The organism is Leptospira koniambonensis, from assembly GCF_004769555.1.
Lineage (GTDB): Bacteria > Spirochaetota > Leptospiria > Leptospirales > Leptospiraceae > Leptospira_B > Leptospira_B koniambonensis.
Genome location: NZ_RQFY01000006.1, coordinates 76,477 through 92,369 on the forward strand (window position 1 = coordinate 76,477; position 15,893 = coordinate 92,369).

Annotated in this window: 14 protein-coding genes and 1 tRNA gene; 13 read left to right on the forward strand and 2 right to left on the reverse strand. The window is 40.4% G+C overall.

Annotation, left to right across the window (positions count from 1 at the left end; translation table 11 throughout):
* Positions 1 to 4: 4 nt before the first annotated feature.
* Positions 5 to 622, forward strand: a complete 618-nt coding sequence (locus EHQ52_RS13875; RefSeq protein ID WP_135615806.1) for an HAD family hydrolase — start codon at positions 5 to 7, stop codon at positions 620 to 622.
* Here EHQ52_RS13875 and EHQ52_RS13880 read toward each other — a convergent pair.
* A complete protein-coding gene (locus EHQ52_RS13880) occupies positions 594 to 1,334 on the reverse strand; it encodes a flagellar filament outer layer protein FlaA (RefSeq protein ID WP_135615807.1) in 741 nt (246 codons plus the stop codon). The genes EHQ52_RS13875 and EHQ52_RS13880 overlap by 29 nt on opposite strands.
* Positions 1,335 to 1,433: 99 nt before the next feature.
* Between EHQ52_RS13880 and EHQ52_RS13885 the strand changes: the two genes are divergently transcribed.
* The 3 genes from EHQ52_RS13885 to proC are packed head-to-tail and all read left to right on the forward strand — an operon-like array spanning position 1,434 to position 3,570.
* Entirely contained in the window at positions 1,434 to 2,126 is a 693-nt protein-coding gene (locus EHQ52_RS13885) for a hypothetical protein (RefSeq protein WP_244244894.1), read from the forward strand.
* Between the two features lie 2 nt (positions 2,127 to 2,128).
* Positions 2,129 to 2,794 (forward strand): YggS family pyridoxal phosphate-dependent enzyme, encoded by a 666-nt coding sequence (locus EHQ52_RS13890; protein ID WP_135615809.1) that lies wholly within the window; start codon positions 2,129 to 2,131, stop codon positions 2,792 to 2,794.
* The gene (proC, locus tag EHQ52_RS13895; RefSeq protein WP_135615810.1) at positions 2,791 to 3,570 is read left to right on the forward strand and encodes a pyrroline-5-carboxylate reductase; all 780 of its coding nucleotides are present in this window, start codon (positions 2,791 to 2,793) and stop codon (positions 3,568 to 3,570) included. Before EHQ52_RS13890 ends, proC begins: the two co-directional genes overlap by 4 nt.
* A 118-nt stretch (positions 3,571 to 3,688) precedes the next feature.
* Here proC and EHQ52_RS13900 read toward each other — a convergent pair.
* A tRNA-Met gene (locus tag EHQ52_RS13900) sits at positions 3,689 to 3,761 on the reverse strand.
* 198 nt (positions 3,762 to 3,959) lie between these two features.
* Between EHQ52_RS13900 and EHQ52_RS13905 the strand changes: the two genes are divergently transcribed.
* From EHQ52_RS13905 to EHQ52_RS13945, 9 genes are all read left to right on the forward strand, one after another.
* The gene (locus tag EHQ52_RS13905; protein ID WP_100709759.1) at positions 3,960 to 5,024 is read left to right on the forward strand and encodes a sensor domain-containing diguanylate cyclase; all 1,065 of its coding nucleotides are present in this window, start codon (positions 3,960 to 3,962) and stop codon (positions 5,022 to 5,024) included.
* A gap of 65 nt (positions 5,025 to 5,089) precedes the next feature.
* Positions 5,090 to 5,320 carry a hypothetical protein gene (locus EHQ52_RS13910; RefSeq protein ID WP_100707036.1) on the forward strand — a complete coding sequence of 77 codons (231 nt, stop codon included), beginning with the start codon at positions 5,090 to 5,092 and terminating at the stop codon, positions 5,318 to 5,320.
* A 108-nt stretch (positions 5,321 to 5,428) separates the two neighbouring features.
* Positions 5,429 to 6,448 carry a retropepsin-like aspartic protease gene (locus EHQ52_RS13915; protein WP_135615811.1) on the forward strand — a complete coding sequence of 340 codons (1,020 nt, stop codon included), beginning with the start codon at positions 5,429 to 5,431 and terminating at the stop codon, positions 6,446 to 6,448.
* Positions 6,441 to 7,595 (forward strand): tRNA 2-thiouridine(34) synthase MnmA, encoded by a 1,155-nt coding sequence (gene mnmA / locus EHQ52_RS13920; RefSeq protein ID WP_135615812.1) that lies wholly within the window; start codon positions 6,441 to 6,443, stop codon positions 7,593 to 7,595. Before EHQ52_RS13915 ends, mnmA begins: the two co-directional genes overlap by 8 nt.
* A complete protein-coding gene (locus EHQ52_RS13925; protein WP_135615813.1) occupies positions 7,592 to 9,856 on the forward strand; it encodes an alpha-hydroxy-acid oxidizing protein in 2,265 nt (754 codons plus the stop codon). Before mnmA ends, EHQ52_RS13925 begins: the two co-directional genes overlap by 4 nt.
* 209 nt (positions 9,857 to 10,065) lie before the next feature.
* Positions 10,066 to 11,283, forward strand: a complete 1,218-nt coding sequence (locus EHQ52_RS13930; RefSeq protein ID WP_135615814.1) for a PilZ domain-containing protein — start codon at positions 10,066 to 10,068, stop codon at positions 11,281 to 11,283.
* Positions 11,258 to 12,247, forward strand: a complete 990-nt coding sequence (locus tag EHQ52_RS13935) for a pseudouridine synthase (RefSeq protein ID WP_425269397.1) — start codon at positions 11,258 to 11,260, stop codon at positions 12,245 to 12,247. Before EHQ52_RS13930 ends, EHQ52_RS13935 begins: the two co-directional genes overlap by 26 nt.
* Positions 12,244 to 13,692, forward strand: a complete 1,449-nt coding sequence (gene nhaC, locus EHQ52_RS13940) for a Na+/H+ antiporter NhaC (protein WP_135615815.1) — start codon at positions 12,244 to 12,246, stop codon at positions 13,690 to 13,692. The genes EHQ52_RS13935 and nhaC overlap by 4 nt, the downstream gene beginning before the upstream one ends.
* Before the next feature lie 188 nt (positions 13,693 to 13,880).
* The gene (locus EHQ52_RS13945) at positions 13,881 to 15,887 is read left to right on the forward strand and encodes a right-handed parallel beta-helix repeat-containing protein (RefSeq protein ID WP_135615816.1); all 2,007 of its coding nucleotides are present in this window, start codon (positions 13,881 to 13,883) and stop codon (positions 15,885 to 15,887) included.
* Positions 15,888 to 15,893 lie beyond the last annotated feature (6 nt).

A 15,893-nucleotide genomic window follows, 5' to 3' on the forward strand; every position in this document is an offset into this window, starting at 1 on the left:
TGGTATGAGATCTCCTCTTTTTGTATTCGACCTAATGGATACCCTGATCCAGGACCCATTCCATCTGGCCTTAAAAGAACTTTTGCCCAGAGAACATTGGGAAGATTTTAAGAACGGCCGGGAAAAGCAAGCCTTCTTAGATTTCGAAATGGGAAGAATCGAAGAAGAGGATTTTTTCCAGAGATTTTATTTGGATTCTCATAAGGATAAAGGACTTCCTCATCCAAAAGATCTAAAGGAAAAGATGTTTTCCAAGATTAATCCTATTCCCGAAACTTTAGAGATCGTAAAAAGTTTAAGATCCAAAGGTTTTGCAGTCGTTCTCGCGAGCAACTATTCGATCTGGTACAAAGAGGTTATGAAATTTCCAGAGATAGGAGAACTTCTACATTCTTTGGATGCTTTGTATTTTTCCTGCGAGATGGGTGTTCGAAAACCTGCGCAAGAATATTACCAATGGATAGAGACTGATTTTCCTGGGAAAGATTATGTGTTCGTAGATGATAACCCAACCAATGTGGAAGTCGCGGGTTATATGAATTGGAATGCTTTTAAGTTTAATCCTAAAAAACCGGGAGAACTGAAGGAATTCCTTACAGAGCAGTACCCCAATTGTCTTTGACCTCAGCTCCGGGATAAGATTCTTCTCTGCTATCGATCAGTATTCCCAAGCGGTCCATATAAAAATAAAATTCACCTTTTGGCTGGAAAGGATTCGGTTTGATCCGGATAGAAATTAACTCCAAAGGAAATCTAAGAGATTGGTTTAGCCTGATATTTTTTGCAGGCACAGCAATTTGGGTCTCTATTCTTTTCCAACCATCAAACTTTAGGTCTCCAAGTTCTAGGACGATCTCTTTAGATTTTTTCTGGCGAAATACTAATTCTAAAACCACGTTATGATTATTGGAATAAGCCCAGAAAAACACTCTTGTTGGAATTCCAATCGGAAGTCGTATAGGCTCCTTAGGTCTGATCTCTAGATGTTCATGTTTAGGATTTTCGAAGAATGTTTGGACCATCATGGACCTGTATTCTTCTTTAGGAGATGCTTTATATAATTCTCTTTCTTTTAGGAAAGCTTGTGAGTCTGGAACTTGAGAAACATAGTCTATCCTATTTAAGAAGGAAACTCCTCTATACACTTCCCAGGGTCTTTCTCCTTCGAATGAATCTACTAGAAAAAGATTGTAATGCTTCCAATCGACTAGTACTTTTTCTAATTGAAGGACTCTGCTTGCCTCGTCTTGGTCTCTTTTGACCGGAGGTGCCCAGGTCGGTTTAGGAAGTATCCATAAACTTAGGCAAAAACAGAATAGAATGGTCCGGATCACTCTAGATCTTTCGGTAGATTTTGTGGATCTCCTAATAAGAAGGCGGGTTTTTTGCCGAATTCCGGTGTTTTCGAAGCCGATAATTCTAAAAGGTATTTTATGAACCGGGATATTCTCAAAATCCTACTGAGCGGACTTTTAATCCTGCTACTTGGATCTCTTGCATTTTATTTATATGTAGAGAGGGAGCGGATTGCTGCTTGGTATAAGGACAAAAATCTTCAAGTAGAGGAGAAGTCCCAGCCTGAAAGAACCATCCTGACACCGGAAGAAGTACCTGACGGAAAAGATCTTTCTTCTCCGAATCAAAACTTCGACTCTGATTTTTCCAAACCTAAGGATTCGGTTACTGAACCTTCTTCCCAACCTTTGCCTAAAGACTATGAGGTTCCAGGTTTAGGAAAGGAGAAGAAGGAAAAGGACTCAAATACGTCTAGCAAAATTTCTGAGAAGCCAGAGACAAAGGTTACTGAAACTTTTGATCTTCCTAAAAAAGAGGAGATGGATCTACCAAGGACCAAACAAAGAGATGAAAGTTTAGTAGAATACGACGATGGTCCTAAACTCAAAAAAGAAAAACGTCATTCTAAAAAGTACAAAAAAAGAAGAGCGACTCATTCTTCTGTAAATGCTAAGATTAGCTCTTTGGAAAAAAGAGTAGGGCGTTTAGAAAAAAAATTAGGAATGAAAAACGGAACTCCAAAGAAGAAGACTAAGGTCTCTTTACGTAAACGTGTGGAAATCCTGGAACAAGAAGTTTCTGGTCTGAAAAAAAAGTCCAAGGCCGATTAGGCGTGGGTGTCTCTGAAAATTATAGATCTATAGTAAAAGAACTGGAGTCCCTAAAACCTGTGGGAACTCCAACACTCATCGCAGTTTCCAAATACCAGCCCAAAGAGAAAGTCCAAGAAGCAATCTCTGGTGGCGTGATCCATTTCGGAGAAAATAGAGTCCAAGAAGGGATAGAAAAATTTTCTTCCTTGGGAAAACCCGAAAAAGATTTTATACTACATCATATAGGTCCTGTTCAATCTTCTCATATCAGAAAGTATGCAGGTCTATATTCTTTTGTACATGGAGTAGGTTCGCAAAAAGTCCTAGAAGAATTGAAAAGAAGAATGGACCAAGATCGTTGGAAGATTCGTTACTTCCTACAAGTCAATCTAACTCATGAAGATTCAAAATCAGGATTTTCGAAAGAAGAAGTTTTGGAACTTCTTCGTAAAAAAGAAACTCTCAGCTCAGAGTTTTGTATATTAGAAGGATTTATGACGATGGGCCCAAGCTCAGGAGATCCGGAAGAAACACGTAAAGTGTTTAGAGAGATTGCCGGACTTCGAAAAGAATTTTTTCCCCAAGGAAAATTATCCATGGGAATGTCAGGCGATTACAGGATTGCATTGGAAGAAGGTAGCGATTATCTTAGGATTGGGACCGCAATATTCGGAGAAAGAACATGAAATATAATAAGATAGGTATCGTAGGCTGCGGAAATATGGGAGGAGCGATATTTCGTTCTCTTCTCTCTAGAAAAATAGATGTGATCGGATTCGATCCTTATCTTGATCCTAAAAAATCCGAAGGAATGGTTTTAGAATCTGATTGGTCTAATTTTCAAAAGAAAGCAGACCTTCTAATCATAGCAGTAAAGCCTGCAGAGGTTTCTAAAACTCTTAGATCCTTAGAGGCTCCTAAAGCAATTCTATCTGTTGCAGCAGGTATTGATACAAAGGTACTTTCTTCTTCTGCTCCTGCTGGATCTAAAGTGGTCCGTATTATGCCAAATCTTCCTATTCTTGTAGGAAAGGGAGCTTTGGGCTACTACGGAGATAAGGAATTATATGAAAGCCTGAAAGAAATATTCTCACCCATCTCTTATTGTTTGGAACTTTCTAAAGAAGAGTTAGTGGATGCAGTGACTGGACTTTCCGGGTCGGGACCAGCATACGTACTTAGGTTTATACAAAGTTTGGCAGAAGGTGGAGTTGCCTCTGGTTTGACATACTCCCAAGCATTGGAACTCTCCATACAAACTGTGATAGGCGGCGCTGAATTACTTGCAAAAGAATTGGAAAAGAATCCTGATACTCATCCGGAAGTTTTGAAAAACAAAGTAACTTCTCCAGGCGGAACAACTATCGCAGGTTTAGAAGAATTGGAAAAGAATAAGTTCCCGTTTGCTATTATCTCTGCAGTGAAAAGAGCAACTGAACGTTCTAAAGAGCTTGGAAACTAAATAGAAAGGATTAGCAAATAAGAGATTTGTTTCTTTTTTATAAGGAAAGAGTAGAAAAGGTAGAAATTAAACGTCTCTTTGTCTACTTTTGGGGATAATGATTTGATGTAAAACGCTCTAGCGCGGACAGGATTCGAACCTGTGACCTTTGGGTTATGAGCCCAACGAGCTACCGGCTGCTCCACCGCGCGGCGTCTAAAACCATGTTTCCGTACCCCAGGCTGAAAGTCAAATGAAAAAGAAAAAGAGTTTGATTTCCCCGAGGAAAGCTTTTTGATGCTACTACCTCTCGCGGATCGACTTCACGGAAAATGTTTAGAGTCCGTAGGCGAAGAAACGGATTAGCGAAATAAATTATCTTTTCAATTTAGTATTGGGAGATTCCACAGTTGATCGGAAAAGACAATGACCCATTGATGATCGAATATTATGAGAAGAAGATCTATGATCAGAAACAACTTCTCGAGATCAGTAAGGCTCTTAATTCCACACTGGATTATAAGTATCTAATTGATGCTATTTTAAATATTTGTTTAGCTCAATTGCAAACTTTGAGCGCGGCTATCTTTTTAGCTCCAGAAGCTGACTCCAATTATTTTGAATTGGAACCTAGCTTTAAAGGATTCGATCTTGCAGAAGATGATGCGGGATTTAAGATCAAAACAGATGCACCTCTAGTTACTTTTTTAGAAACCAAACTTAAGGCAATGACTCCTGATCAAGTAGAAGAGTCCATGGGCTTAAGTCCAGAACTGGAATTTTTAAGAAGGATAGGCGGAGACCTAATCATTCCTTTGAATGCAAAAGGAAAAGTGAACGGACTTCTTCTCTTGGGTGAAAAGATCACCATGGGAGAATGGATGGAAGAGGACAGAGACTTCCTCACAACTCTTTCCACTCTTGCAGGAATTGCAGTAGAGAACTCTAGACTGTACGAACTTGCTACTGTAGATATGATGACCGGTTTGAAAGTACATCATTACTTCCAGACTAAACTCAAAGAAGAGATGGAACGTTGTCGTAAAAAAAGAACGAATCTTGCTCTTTTATTTACCGATGTGGACAATTTCAAAAAGTTCAATGATACTCATGGCCACCAAGCAGGGGACCAAGTCTTGATCGAAGTTGCTGCAAGGCTCATCCAATGTGCGGGCAAACATGATATCGCCGCCAGATATGGTGGAGAGGAATTCTGTTTGGTCATGCCTGGAGCAGACTTAAAACGAGGCTTTGAAATGGGAGAACGTTTGAGAAAAGCGGTAGAAACTGCTTCTATCCCGAATCCGAACGGAGGCCCCGATTTCCAAGTGACTCTTTCTATAGGAGTTTCTGAGTTTTGGACAAGCGACCGAAACAATAAGGATCTGATAGAAAGGGCGGATAAGGCGCTTTACGAGGCAAAACACTCGGGTAAAAATAAGACCATTTCCTTCCAAATCCCGGTCCAGAACTAGTTTTTTCCCATATTCTCAGGGATTTCGGGCTTATCGAATTCTAAAATTCGACCGAAACCTCTATCATGGAAAAACAACTTGAGCTGGACCATTATTATATCAGCCAGATCGAAGAGGCGGAGCTCGGAAAACGTATCCGTAACCGTGCTTTAGGAAGAGAAGAGTTCGATTTTTCTCCTTATTCCTGCTTTATAGAATATAAAGCAAAGGATGTCCAGACAGGAATTGAATACAGAGATTGTGTAATCGATTACACTCGCTGTCCAAATTCTCGCTGTATCAAAAAACTATTGTAATTCTAAAGCGAACTCTTAGGAGTTCGCTTTTCCAAATTTCTTCCTAATAAAAAAGAATCGATTTTTTCCTCAAATTTGAAATCCTAATCGGGTTTTCAAATCATTCCGATGCTTTTTCTTCCAAATCGTACATTCAAAAAACAGACTATTCTTGCAAGGATCATCCTTGGGATATTCTTCTTTTATGTAGCAGGATGTACTACTTTTGATTTTCGGAATTTATTCTCTGGTTATATTCGTTACGAAAAAGATGCAGGTGGTATCTGGATCAGACTTCCTTTAAAAGAAGTGGACCATCTTCCTGTAATTTATCTCTCTTTGGACAAAGACAGGGAACCTCTTAGATTCCTGATCGATACCGGAGCATTTGTTTCCTTTCTTTCAGAAGATCATGTTCCTGAAAATTCACCTAAAAGAGTTTTAAGTGCTAGCTTCCCTGGAGGTTCCGTCCAATCCGTAAGGAGAACAATCAGAAATGATCTGTTCATCGGAGGAATTCGTCCATTCGAGTCTGTGGAATTTTATTCTCATGAATTCCCTAAAGAATTAAGGGTGGATGGAATTTTAGGAATGAATGCTTTCTTAGGTTCAGTTGTTGTTCTTGATTTGCCGGATAAAATATCTCTTTGGAGATCTTCTACCTCTAGTCCCGCTCCTGGTTTTTTGGAAGAAAATTTATTTCCTATGTATTTGAAGTCTGGACAACCTTCTGCGGTACTTCTTCGTCCACCCGGAACCAGAAAAGAATCTTGGATCTTGGACACAGGAGCAGAATACAGCGTTCTAGACTGGGACACAATCAAGTCGGATCATCCCACAGAATATGTAGAAGGAAAAGAGGCCACAGTATTCAATTTTGGCGGAGGCAGACTGAAGGCAAAGATCAGGACTCTTCGGCCTTTTTGTCCTGTTTTTGTGAAAAACGATTCTGAGGGGATAGGTTTCTGCACTCCTGAATTGGAGGTCTTTCCTGGAGGAATTCCCCCTGACGCTTTGCATTCGGACTATAGACGAGGGATCGTCGGGATCTTGGGCCGGAATTGGATGGAAAACTATCGAATTCTTTTGGACACAAAAAGGAGTCTTATTGGTATAGTAGGAAAGGAATCGGTCCCAGGAAATGAATAAGGGTAAGATCATAGTAGCGATGAGTGGAGGGGTAGACAGTGCTGTCACTGCAGGCCTACTCATGGAAGAAGGTTACGAAGTGATCGGGGTCAACCTGCGCACCTGGGAATATGAAGCACCTGCCTGCGATACCACTAAAAAATCCTGCTGCTCTCCAGAAGATATTCGAGACGCGAGAGATGTTGGTCTCTCCTTAAACATTCCTTTTTATGTGATCAAGATGGAGAAACTTTTCCAAGAGAAGGTCATAGACAGATTTGTAAATGATTACAAGGAAGGAAAGACCCCGAACCCTTGTGTGGAATGTAATACTTTTGTTAAGTTCGGTGCCTTATTCGAAAAAGCGCAAGCATTAGGAATTGATAAAATTGCTACAGGGCATTATGCAAATATCGTTGAGATAGACGGAAGATATGCTGTGTCCAATGCTCAGGACATGAATAAGAACCAAGCATATTATCTATATGGTTTGTCCCAAGAAAATCTGAAAAATACAGTTTTTCCTTTAGGTGGAATGACTAAACCTGAAGTGCGCGAGATCGCAAGAAAAATGGGACTTCCAGTTGCTGAAAAAGCAGAATCCCAAGAGATCTGTTTTATTCCTGAAAATGATTACAGAAAGTTTTTAGCTAAGAAGAATATTGATTTCACTCCTGGAGTTTTCAAATTACAGAATGGACAAGTAATCGGAGAACATTCTGGAAAAGAAAACTTTACCATAGGACAAAGAAAAGGTCTAGGCATTGCTTGGAAGGCACCTTTATATGTGATCTCTATCCAAGACGACGGAACAGTTGTTTTGGCAGAAGAGAGACAAACCTTTGTAGAATCTTTTATTGTAGAAGATCTAAACTTGCAAGCTTGGGCTCCTGTTCTCGAATCTGAAACTTCTGAATGTAGAGTTCAAGTAAGATATCGTTCTCGTCCTATCAGAGCAAAAGTGGTACGTAACGAAAACTTTATAGAAGTATTTCCTTTGGAAGAAGTGAAAGGTGTGGCTCCAGGCCAATCCGCAGTCTTCTATCCGAATGATTCTGATTATTTACTCGCAGGCGGGATCATCCGAAAAGGAAGTGTGACTACTTACGAAAAATCTGATCTTACTATCATAGAAAATTCGGATTTAGGAGTAAGCGTTCTTCCGTGAGTAAAAAAATCGCAGGGAAAACGATCCTAATTATAGGCGGAGGACTTTTACAAGTCCCGATCATCCAAACAGCAAAAACGATGCTTCTTAGGACAGTGGTGGCGGATATGAATCCGGATGCACCTGGTCTGAAAATTTGTGATCTTCCCCTTATCATGTCCACTAAAGACATAGAAGGAATGGTGAGAGAGGCTAAAAAATTGTCTGCAACTACTAAGATAGATGGAGTCATTACCGCTGGAACAGATGCAAGCATGACTGTTGCCGCAGTTGCTAATGCGCTCGATCTTCCTGGGATCCGTTTCGTAGATGCAGAAGCTGCTTCTAATAAAGTAAAGATGAGGGAGCGTCTGAAAAAAGCAGGCGTTCCTATTCCTGGATTTGCTCCTGTATGGAGTATCCAAGATACTCGTGACGCGTTGGAATTCCTACAATTCCCATTGGTAATGAAACCGGCGGACAATATGGGCGCTCGCGGAGTTGTAAAAGTAAATAATAGAGAAGAATTGCAGGCTGCATTCAAACATGCAAAAAAATATTCTCCTACAGGTGAGATGATCCTGGAAGAATATATGCCTGGTCCTGAAGTTTCTGTGGATGCACTTGCATGGGACGGAAAATATATGATCACAGGTCTTGCTGATCGTATCATAGAAAGAGAACCTTATTTTATAGAGATGGGCCATAATATGCCTTCTGCTCTTTCTCCTGAGATCCAGAAAGAAATAGAAGATGTGATGTTCCGCGGAATGCAGGCTCTTGGGATCAGAAGAGGTGCAGGAAAGGGAGATATTAAAGTAACTCCAACCGGTGTCAAAGTAGGAGAGATCGCTGCAAGACTTTCCGGCGGATTCATGTCTGCATTTACTTTTCCTTTATCCAGCGGTATCAATTTAAATAGAGCCGCGATACTCATCGCACTTGGTGAAGAGCCAGATAATTTAGAGCCTTTATTTCATAGAGTTTCTATCGAGAGAGCGTTACTTGCACCTAAGGGGAAACTTCTTGCGATCGATGGATTGGAAGAAGCGAAGAAGATAGAAGGTGTAACTGATATCTATCTATTGCACAAAGTGGGAGATATTATCCCTGTGCCCACAAACAATATTGAAAAAACAGGGCATGTGATCATCTCTGCGGAAAATTTAATCCAAGCAGAGAGTGTATTTTCCAAAGTATTAGAAACGATTCAATTTACTTGTGATGAATTATATTCTATTTCTGAAAAAGAAATAGCAGCTAATGCAAGGATCCGTTTCGGAAAAGAGATTTGTTGGGTCTGTAAAGTTTGCGATGGAACAGACTGCGCTTCCGGAGTTCCTGGAATGGGCGGAGTTGGAAGAATGCTTAGCTTCCAGGACAACACTAAGGCATTAGAAGAATATTCCATTCTACCCAGATATATCCGAGAAAATGTTCAGGCAAGCACTGAAAGTCAATTTTTAGGACAGAAATTATCTACTTCTTTCATGTGTGCGCCCATGACAGGTGCAATCACAAATATGAGCGGAGCCATGGATGAGTATACTTTGGCTGCGGTTTTATTGGAAGGATGTTTGGCTTCTGGCAGCTTAGCATGGTTAGGTGATGGCGCAAGTCCTGAAAAATATCTGATCATCCTGGAAGCTCTCAAAAAAGTAGAAGGTAAGGGGATCCTTATCTGCAAACCTCGAGAAGACGAAGGACTGATCAAAGAGAGATTTCAAGAGGCAGAGACACAAGGTATTCTTGCTCTAGGTATGGACATAGATGCGGTGAATTTCAAAACTCTGGTCCAGAAAAAAATCCCTTCTGTCACGAGAGGAGTAGATGCTCTTTCTAAAATACGTTCTTATACAAAACTTCCCTTTATCTTAAAAGGTGTGATGAGTCCGGAAGATGCGATCCTTGCGAAAGAAGCGGGAGCAGATGCAATTGTTGTTTCCAATCATGGAGGCAGAGTGCTCGACGATATGCCTGGGACTGCCAGAGTTCTCCCTATGATCCGTGAGGCTTTAGGCCCTGATTTTCCTATCTCTGTGGACGGAGGGGTAAGAAGTGGTGCAGACGTTTTCAAAATGCATGCATTAGGCGCGAACAATGTTCTAATCGGAAGACCTATGGCGATTTCCGCTGTGGGCGGAGGAGTTGCAGGAGTCCGTTTTTTAGTGAGCCAGTACACCGAGGGTTTGGCACAGGCAATGAATACCGTGGGGGTTTCCAGAATTTCCGAGATTAGGAAAGAATTTATTTTCAGAAAAAAAGAAGAAACTTCCTCCTGAAATCTTACTTAGATTTTTCTTTTTGCCAGACTTTTGATATAATTCCACAAAAGGATTTCCGAACAATCCCCTTAACGTATTAGTAGAATATAATGCAAAAAGAATGACCCGGAAAATCCCTTGGAACCAGTAATTTCCTTTCCCTAAACGAGGGATTCGTTAAACTCGGATTCCTTGTTAAAGGGTAAGCGATCCTTTAGGAGGAAAGTTTGGATAGGACAGTCAAAGAAACAGAGGCTCTGACTAAAATCCTCCAAACATTGTTTGCGAGACTGCCTGTTTCTGTGGAAATTAAGGGCAGATCTTATCCTGCAAAAATTGTAGGGATCAAAGACGGTGTCTATCTTCTTGCTTCTCTTCCTGGAAAACCGGATGGGGAGAAGACTCGGATCCTATTTCTCACTCATAATAATCATTTTTTCCATGGTGTTTTTACCGTTGTACAAAGGAATGCGGTTAATGGTTTAGAATTGCTTCGCATCCAGGCTGTAAAAGTCAGCGAAGCTAAACGTGCCCAAGGCAGGGTGGAGCTGGAAGGCGGAGGCGGAGAGCCTATCGTTCTCACCAATATTATCAACCAATTACATTTAAGACGTTCATTAGGTTTTATTGATAAAATCGTAGAGACAATCCTACAGAAACATTCTAAAAAAATGAAGGAAACCTATCCTGATTCTTTGATCTATTTTTCAGATAGAATGGATAATAGACTCAGGATCATGTACAATTTTGAACAGTCTATTTTTGTTACCAATCGTTTAGAAAGAAGTTCCGGCGGAGCAGGACAAGACTTTGTGCCGATCGAAGAATATCTAAAACTTTTGGCATTGAATAAAATAGAATCTAGATTTGTTTCTGAAATTTCAGTTTTAATACGTTATAAAAATTATACTCCACTTGGATATGTGCAGGTGTTATCTGATAGGCCATTAGATACAGAAGATTATAATAAGATCACCTTATTTGCCGCTGCAATTTCCAGAGATGTGATTGCCTCCGGATTTTTCCAAGAGTCTAAAGAAAGATGTATGGCAGAAGATATCAGTAGAAGTGGACTTGGATTTTTTCATCCACAATCTATTTTCTTTTCCAGAAGTTTTGCGGTCGGAGAAATTTTACTCTGCGATATACAATTAAACCAAGAGTTGAAAGGAACTTATAGAGCAGTTATCCGAAATATCACGAATACGGATAAAATGTTCCGGATCGGTTTACAATTCTTTAATTTAAACTCCAGAGAAGAGGAGATATTAAACCAATTTGTAGATTCAAGACTCGGGCCGGGAGAAGGTTCCCAAGCACCAGAATCAACTGTCCAAGATCCAGGCCCTCCTTCTGAAGAGGAATCCGAATCTGCTCCTGAAATGGAAACAGTTTCTGAAGAAGTGCCTGATATGGGTTTTGAAGGAGAAGAAGAGTCTGTCTAATTCTTCTACACAGGAAGGTCTTAAAACAAAGATTGGAAAAGAAGAGGCAGGCGCCAGGCTTGATGTGTTTCTTGCTTCCAGATTTACTTACCAATCCAGATCCAATTGGAGAAAAATATTAGAAGAAGGTAAAATACTAGTACAAGGAAAAGTCGCAAAACCTTCTTACTCCATCAAAGAAGGGGATGAGATACTTTATCTTCCTGGAGAAAGTTTCGAACCTCCCGTCCTAACCGACTTTAAAATTTTATATGAAGATTCTCGTTATATCGCAGTAGAAAAATCGGGAGATATCCCAATTCATAGCGCTGGAAGATATAGAAAGAATAATCTCACGGATTTGATCCAAGAAGATCCCCGTTTCGAAAAAATTTACACCATTCATAGACTGGACAGAGAAACTTCTGGAGTAGTTGTTTTTGGAAAAGATTCAGAAGCAGCTTCTAAATTGGCAGATCTATTTTCCAAAAGGAAAATAAATAAAACCTATATTGCATTTGTTTGGGGAAATTTTCCGACCAGATTTAGAGCGAAAGGATTTCTGATATCGGATCCTTCTTCTTTGGTCCGTAAAAAAAGAAAATTCGTATATGAGAGTGCTTTTCAAAAATTAGAAACTCCGGAAGAAGATTCAGAAACCTCCGAAACCAATTTTAGAAAAATTGGAGAAGGTACGTTTCAGGGAATGGTCTTTTCTATAGTGTATTGTTTTCCAAAAACCGGGAGACTTCATCAAATCAGGGCCACTCTATATTCTTTAGGATTTCCACTACTTGGAGATAAAATTTATGGAAAGGATGAGGGTGCTTTTCTGGAATTTATAGAAGGAAAAGATCCTGATTTGATTTCTAAACTCGGAATGAATAGACAGGCCTTACATTCCAGTTCTTTAAAATTTATTCATCCTTTTACTGGGATCAAAACAAAGATCAGATCTAATTTACCAGAGGATTTTCCGAAATGAATGAAAAACCAGGATTTTGGATTTCCTTATTTCCTCTTGGATTTTTGATCCTTTCTCTAAGTATCGCAGGATATTTATTCGGTGGTGGTATCGCAGAAGGACCTGCTCAAATTTTATTATTTAGTGCAGGCGCAATTTCTGCAGGAATTTCTAGACTCAGAGGAATTTCTTGGGAGAAGATAGAGAATACTGTTCTGGATTCTCTACGAAATGTTCTTCAACCAATACTCATTTTACTTTTAATCGGTGCGCTGATCGGGATTTGGATCCGTTCCGGGATTGTTCCTGCACTAATAGTTTGGGGATTGGAACTATTGAAGCCTGAGATATTTTTACCTTCTGCACTCATCTTATCTTCTGTTGTTTCTTTAGCCACAGGAAGTTCTTGGTCTACTGCAGGAACTATTGGTGTCGCATTGATCGGAGTCGGAGCAGGACTCGGAAAACCTTTGGGAATGGTGGCCGGAGCTGTAGTCTCAGGAGCCTACTTCGGAGACAAACTTTCTCCTTTTTCGGAAACTACAAATCTTGCATCTTCCATCACTGGGGTTTCACTTCTATCACATATACGTAATATGGCCAGGACCACATTACCTGCTTTCGGAATTTGTCTTTTGGTATTCGGGTTTTTGGGTTGGGGAGGAAGTCAGGGAGAAACAGAAACCGCAACTGGACCAGTGATCGCCGCACTAAAAGCGGAGTTTCATATTTCTTGGGTTTTACTTTTCCCGCCTTTACTTACATTTTTTCTCATCTATTTTAGAGTTTCTGCAATTCCTTCTATCTTCATTGGGATTTTGAGTGGAGGAGTTTGTTTTCTCCTGACCCAAACCAATATATATGCAAATTCTTTAAACTTTCAAGATGCTGCGTCTTCTGCTTTTAAAAATTTGGTCTCTGCCGCCTCGGAAGGTACAAAAGTAAAAACAGGACATATGGTCGTGGACGGATTATTATCCAGAGGCGGAATGTCTTCTATGCTTCCCACAGTATGGCTTATCATTTCTGCCATGTTTTATGCTGGGATCATGGAAGGTGGGGGAATGACCCAAGTTTTAGCAGACAAGGTTTTAAACTGGGCAAAGGCCAGAGGTTCTTTATTCGCAGCTACAGTCTTTACTTGTATGGGGACCAATTTATTCTGCGCGGACCAATATCTTGCGATTGTGGTCCCAGGTAAAATGTTCAAAGAAGCTTATACCAGAAGAGGACTGGATCCTAGAAATCTTTCTCGATGTTTAGAAGATTCCGGGACAATGACTTCTGCTTTAGTTCCTTGGAATTCCTGTGGTTCCTTTATGGCCACTGCATTAGGAGTTCCTACACTGGTGTATCTTCCTTACGCATTCTTAAATTTACTTTCTCCTTTGTTTTCTTTGGTTACTGGATGGACCGGTTGGGGCCTGGCGGGACAAGATCCTGGATCTAAAAAAGAGATTTCTTAAACTCTTTTTAGCTTTTAAGAAGAAGAAGGTTTCTATAACATTTGCTCGATTATAAATCTTAGAAAAATGCTTGTGTCGTTACAGCGATATGCGAAAATACTAAAAAAGTGAGCAAAAGCTCACATTTTGAAAAAGGCATGTCTTGGGTGAAATTCCGAGACACTTCGAATATGAGGAGAGGAGTTGCGATGCCTAAATTCCATTTAAAAGAAAGGTATATTCCCGTTATAGGCCTATTGGTCCTGGGAATTTTGATGGGAGCCTTCGCTTCTTCTTGCAGTAGCAAAGAGGGAGAGGCGGTAGAAGGTTTTGCCCATGTGGTAATGGTGGATAATGCATTTTCTCCCCCTATGCAAAAGATCCCAATCGGCGGTCAGATCGAATTTATAAATTCAGGGGCTAACCCCCATAATGCGATCGCAGTGGATAAGTCCTGGTCTACCGAAAAAAGTTTCGGTAATATCGTGATGCCAAGGGGCGCCAAGATAAAGATCAGTTATCCTAAGGAAGGAGTTTTTCCTTATTATTGTAGCTTCCACGCTTCTCCTGATGGAAAAAGCGGAATGGTTGCTGACATCGTAGTAGGAAATGCCGCTTATAATCCGGCTGCAAGAGCAGGTAAAGATTGGAAGGTCGCTGAAAAATTTTCAGGAACCACTCGTAAGGTTCCACAAATGTATCCTACTATCCAAAACGCAGTCGATGCTGCTTCTCCTGGAGATCTTATCCTGATCAGCGAAGGTATATATTACGAAGAAGTGGTGGTTACTACTCCTTCTCTTACCTTAAGAGGAACAGATAGGAACAAAGTAATCTTAGATGGTCAGTTCCAAAGAGCGAATGGTGTCATCGTAGTTGGGGCAAACGGTGTTGCAGTAGAGAATATGACTGCAAGGAACGCAACCTTAAACGGATTCTTTTGGACTGGTGTAAAAGGATATAGAGGTTCTTATCTCACCGCTTATAATAACGGAGACTACGGGATCTATGCATTCGATTCTGTGAACGGAGTATTAGAACATTCTTATGCTTCCGGATCTCCTGATGCTGGGATTTACGTAGGCCAATGTTATCCTTGTAAGGCAATTCTTTATAATGTGATCTCCGAGAATAGTGCTCTTGGTTATTCTGGAACGAACGCAGGAGGAGAATTATACATCCTCAGTTCTATATGGAGAAATAATATCGTAGGTTTAGGACCAAATTCCTTGGATAGGGAACTTCTTCCTCCGGAAAGAGAAACCTATATTATTGGGAATTTGATCTACGATAATAATAACCTGACTGCTCCTATCAAACCTTTGGAATATCCTACTTACGGAACAGGGATCTTGATTGCAGGTGGATTACATAACGTGATCAAAAATAATGTTGTGATCGGACATGATAACCACGGGATTGCGATCTTTCCGAATCTTGATGAGAATTTCTGGTTCTCTCATAGAAATATTGTGGAAGGGAACATTGTTCATTCTTCTGGTTTTGGAGACTTGACTCTTGCAGGGCCGATCAGCATTGGAAATTGTTTCTCAAATAATAAATTCCAAACTTCTGTTCCTCCTTTATTAGAAAAAACGAATTCTTGCGGTTCAGGGATCAGATTTCCAATGGGCGGAGAAATTTTCACGGCATATAATGCGCTTTCTTTGATGGTGGATGCAACTAATGGAATTTATCCAAGCGGAGATTGGAAGAACCAACCGATTCCAGCTCCTCAAGCAAATATTCCTGGAGGAGTTGCGGCCCAGGTCAAACCTGCTATTCATCCTTTTGAAGATTTCGGTTTAGATTTGGATAAGGTAAAACTTCCGGAAGAAGCTGCTAAGATCTTAGCGGAAAGAAAACCTAAGTTCGGAGACGTTCTGGGTGGATTCTCTGTACCTAAACCTTTGGATATCCAAATAGTGATTTTCCGTTGGTTCGGATATTTGCTTCCACTTCTTCTTTACGTATGCTTGGTCAGCTTAAGTGTTTATGATCTGGTCTCTAAATCAGAAATTAGCCCAGGCAAATACGTATGGTTGGCGTTCGTTTCCTTAGTGCCTTATATCGGAGGAGGAGCTTATCTTCTTTCAGGCAAATCTTCTTATCCTAAATACTTGAGATTTACTCTTGTGTTTGCAGGATTCGGAGCTTCTCTTGCCTTCATTCTCTACCTTGGATTCACCATCGTGGGGAACGTCGGAGCAGGTTGATCTCAG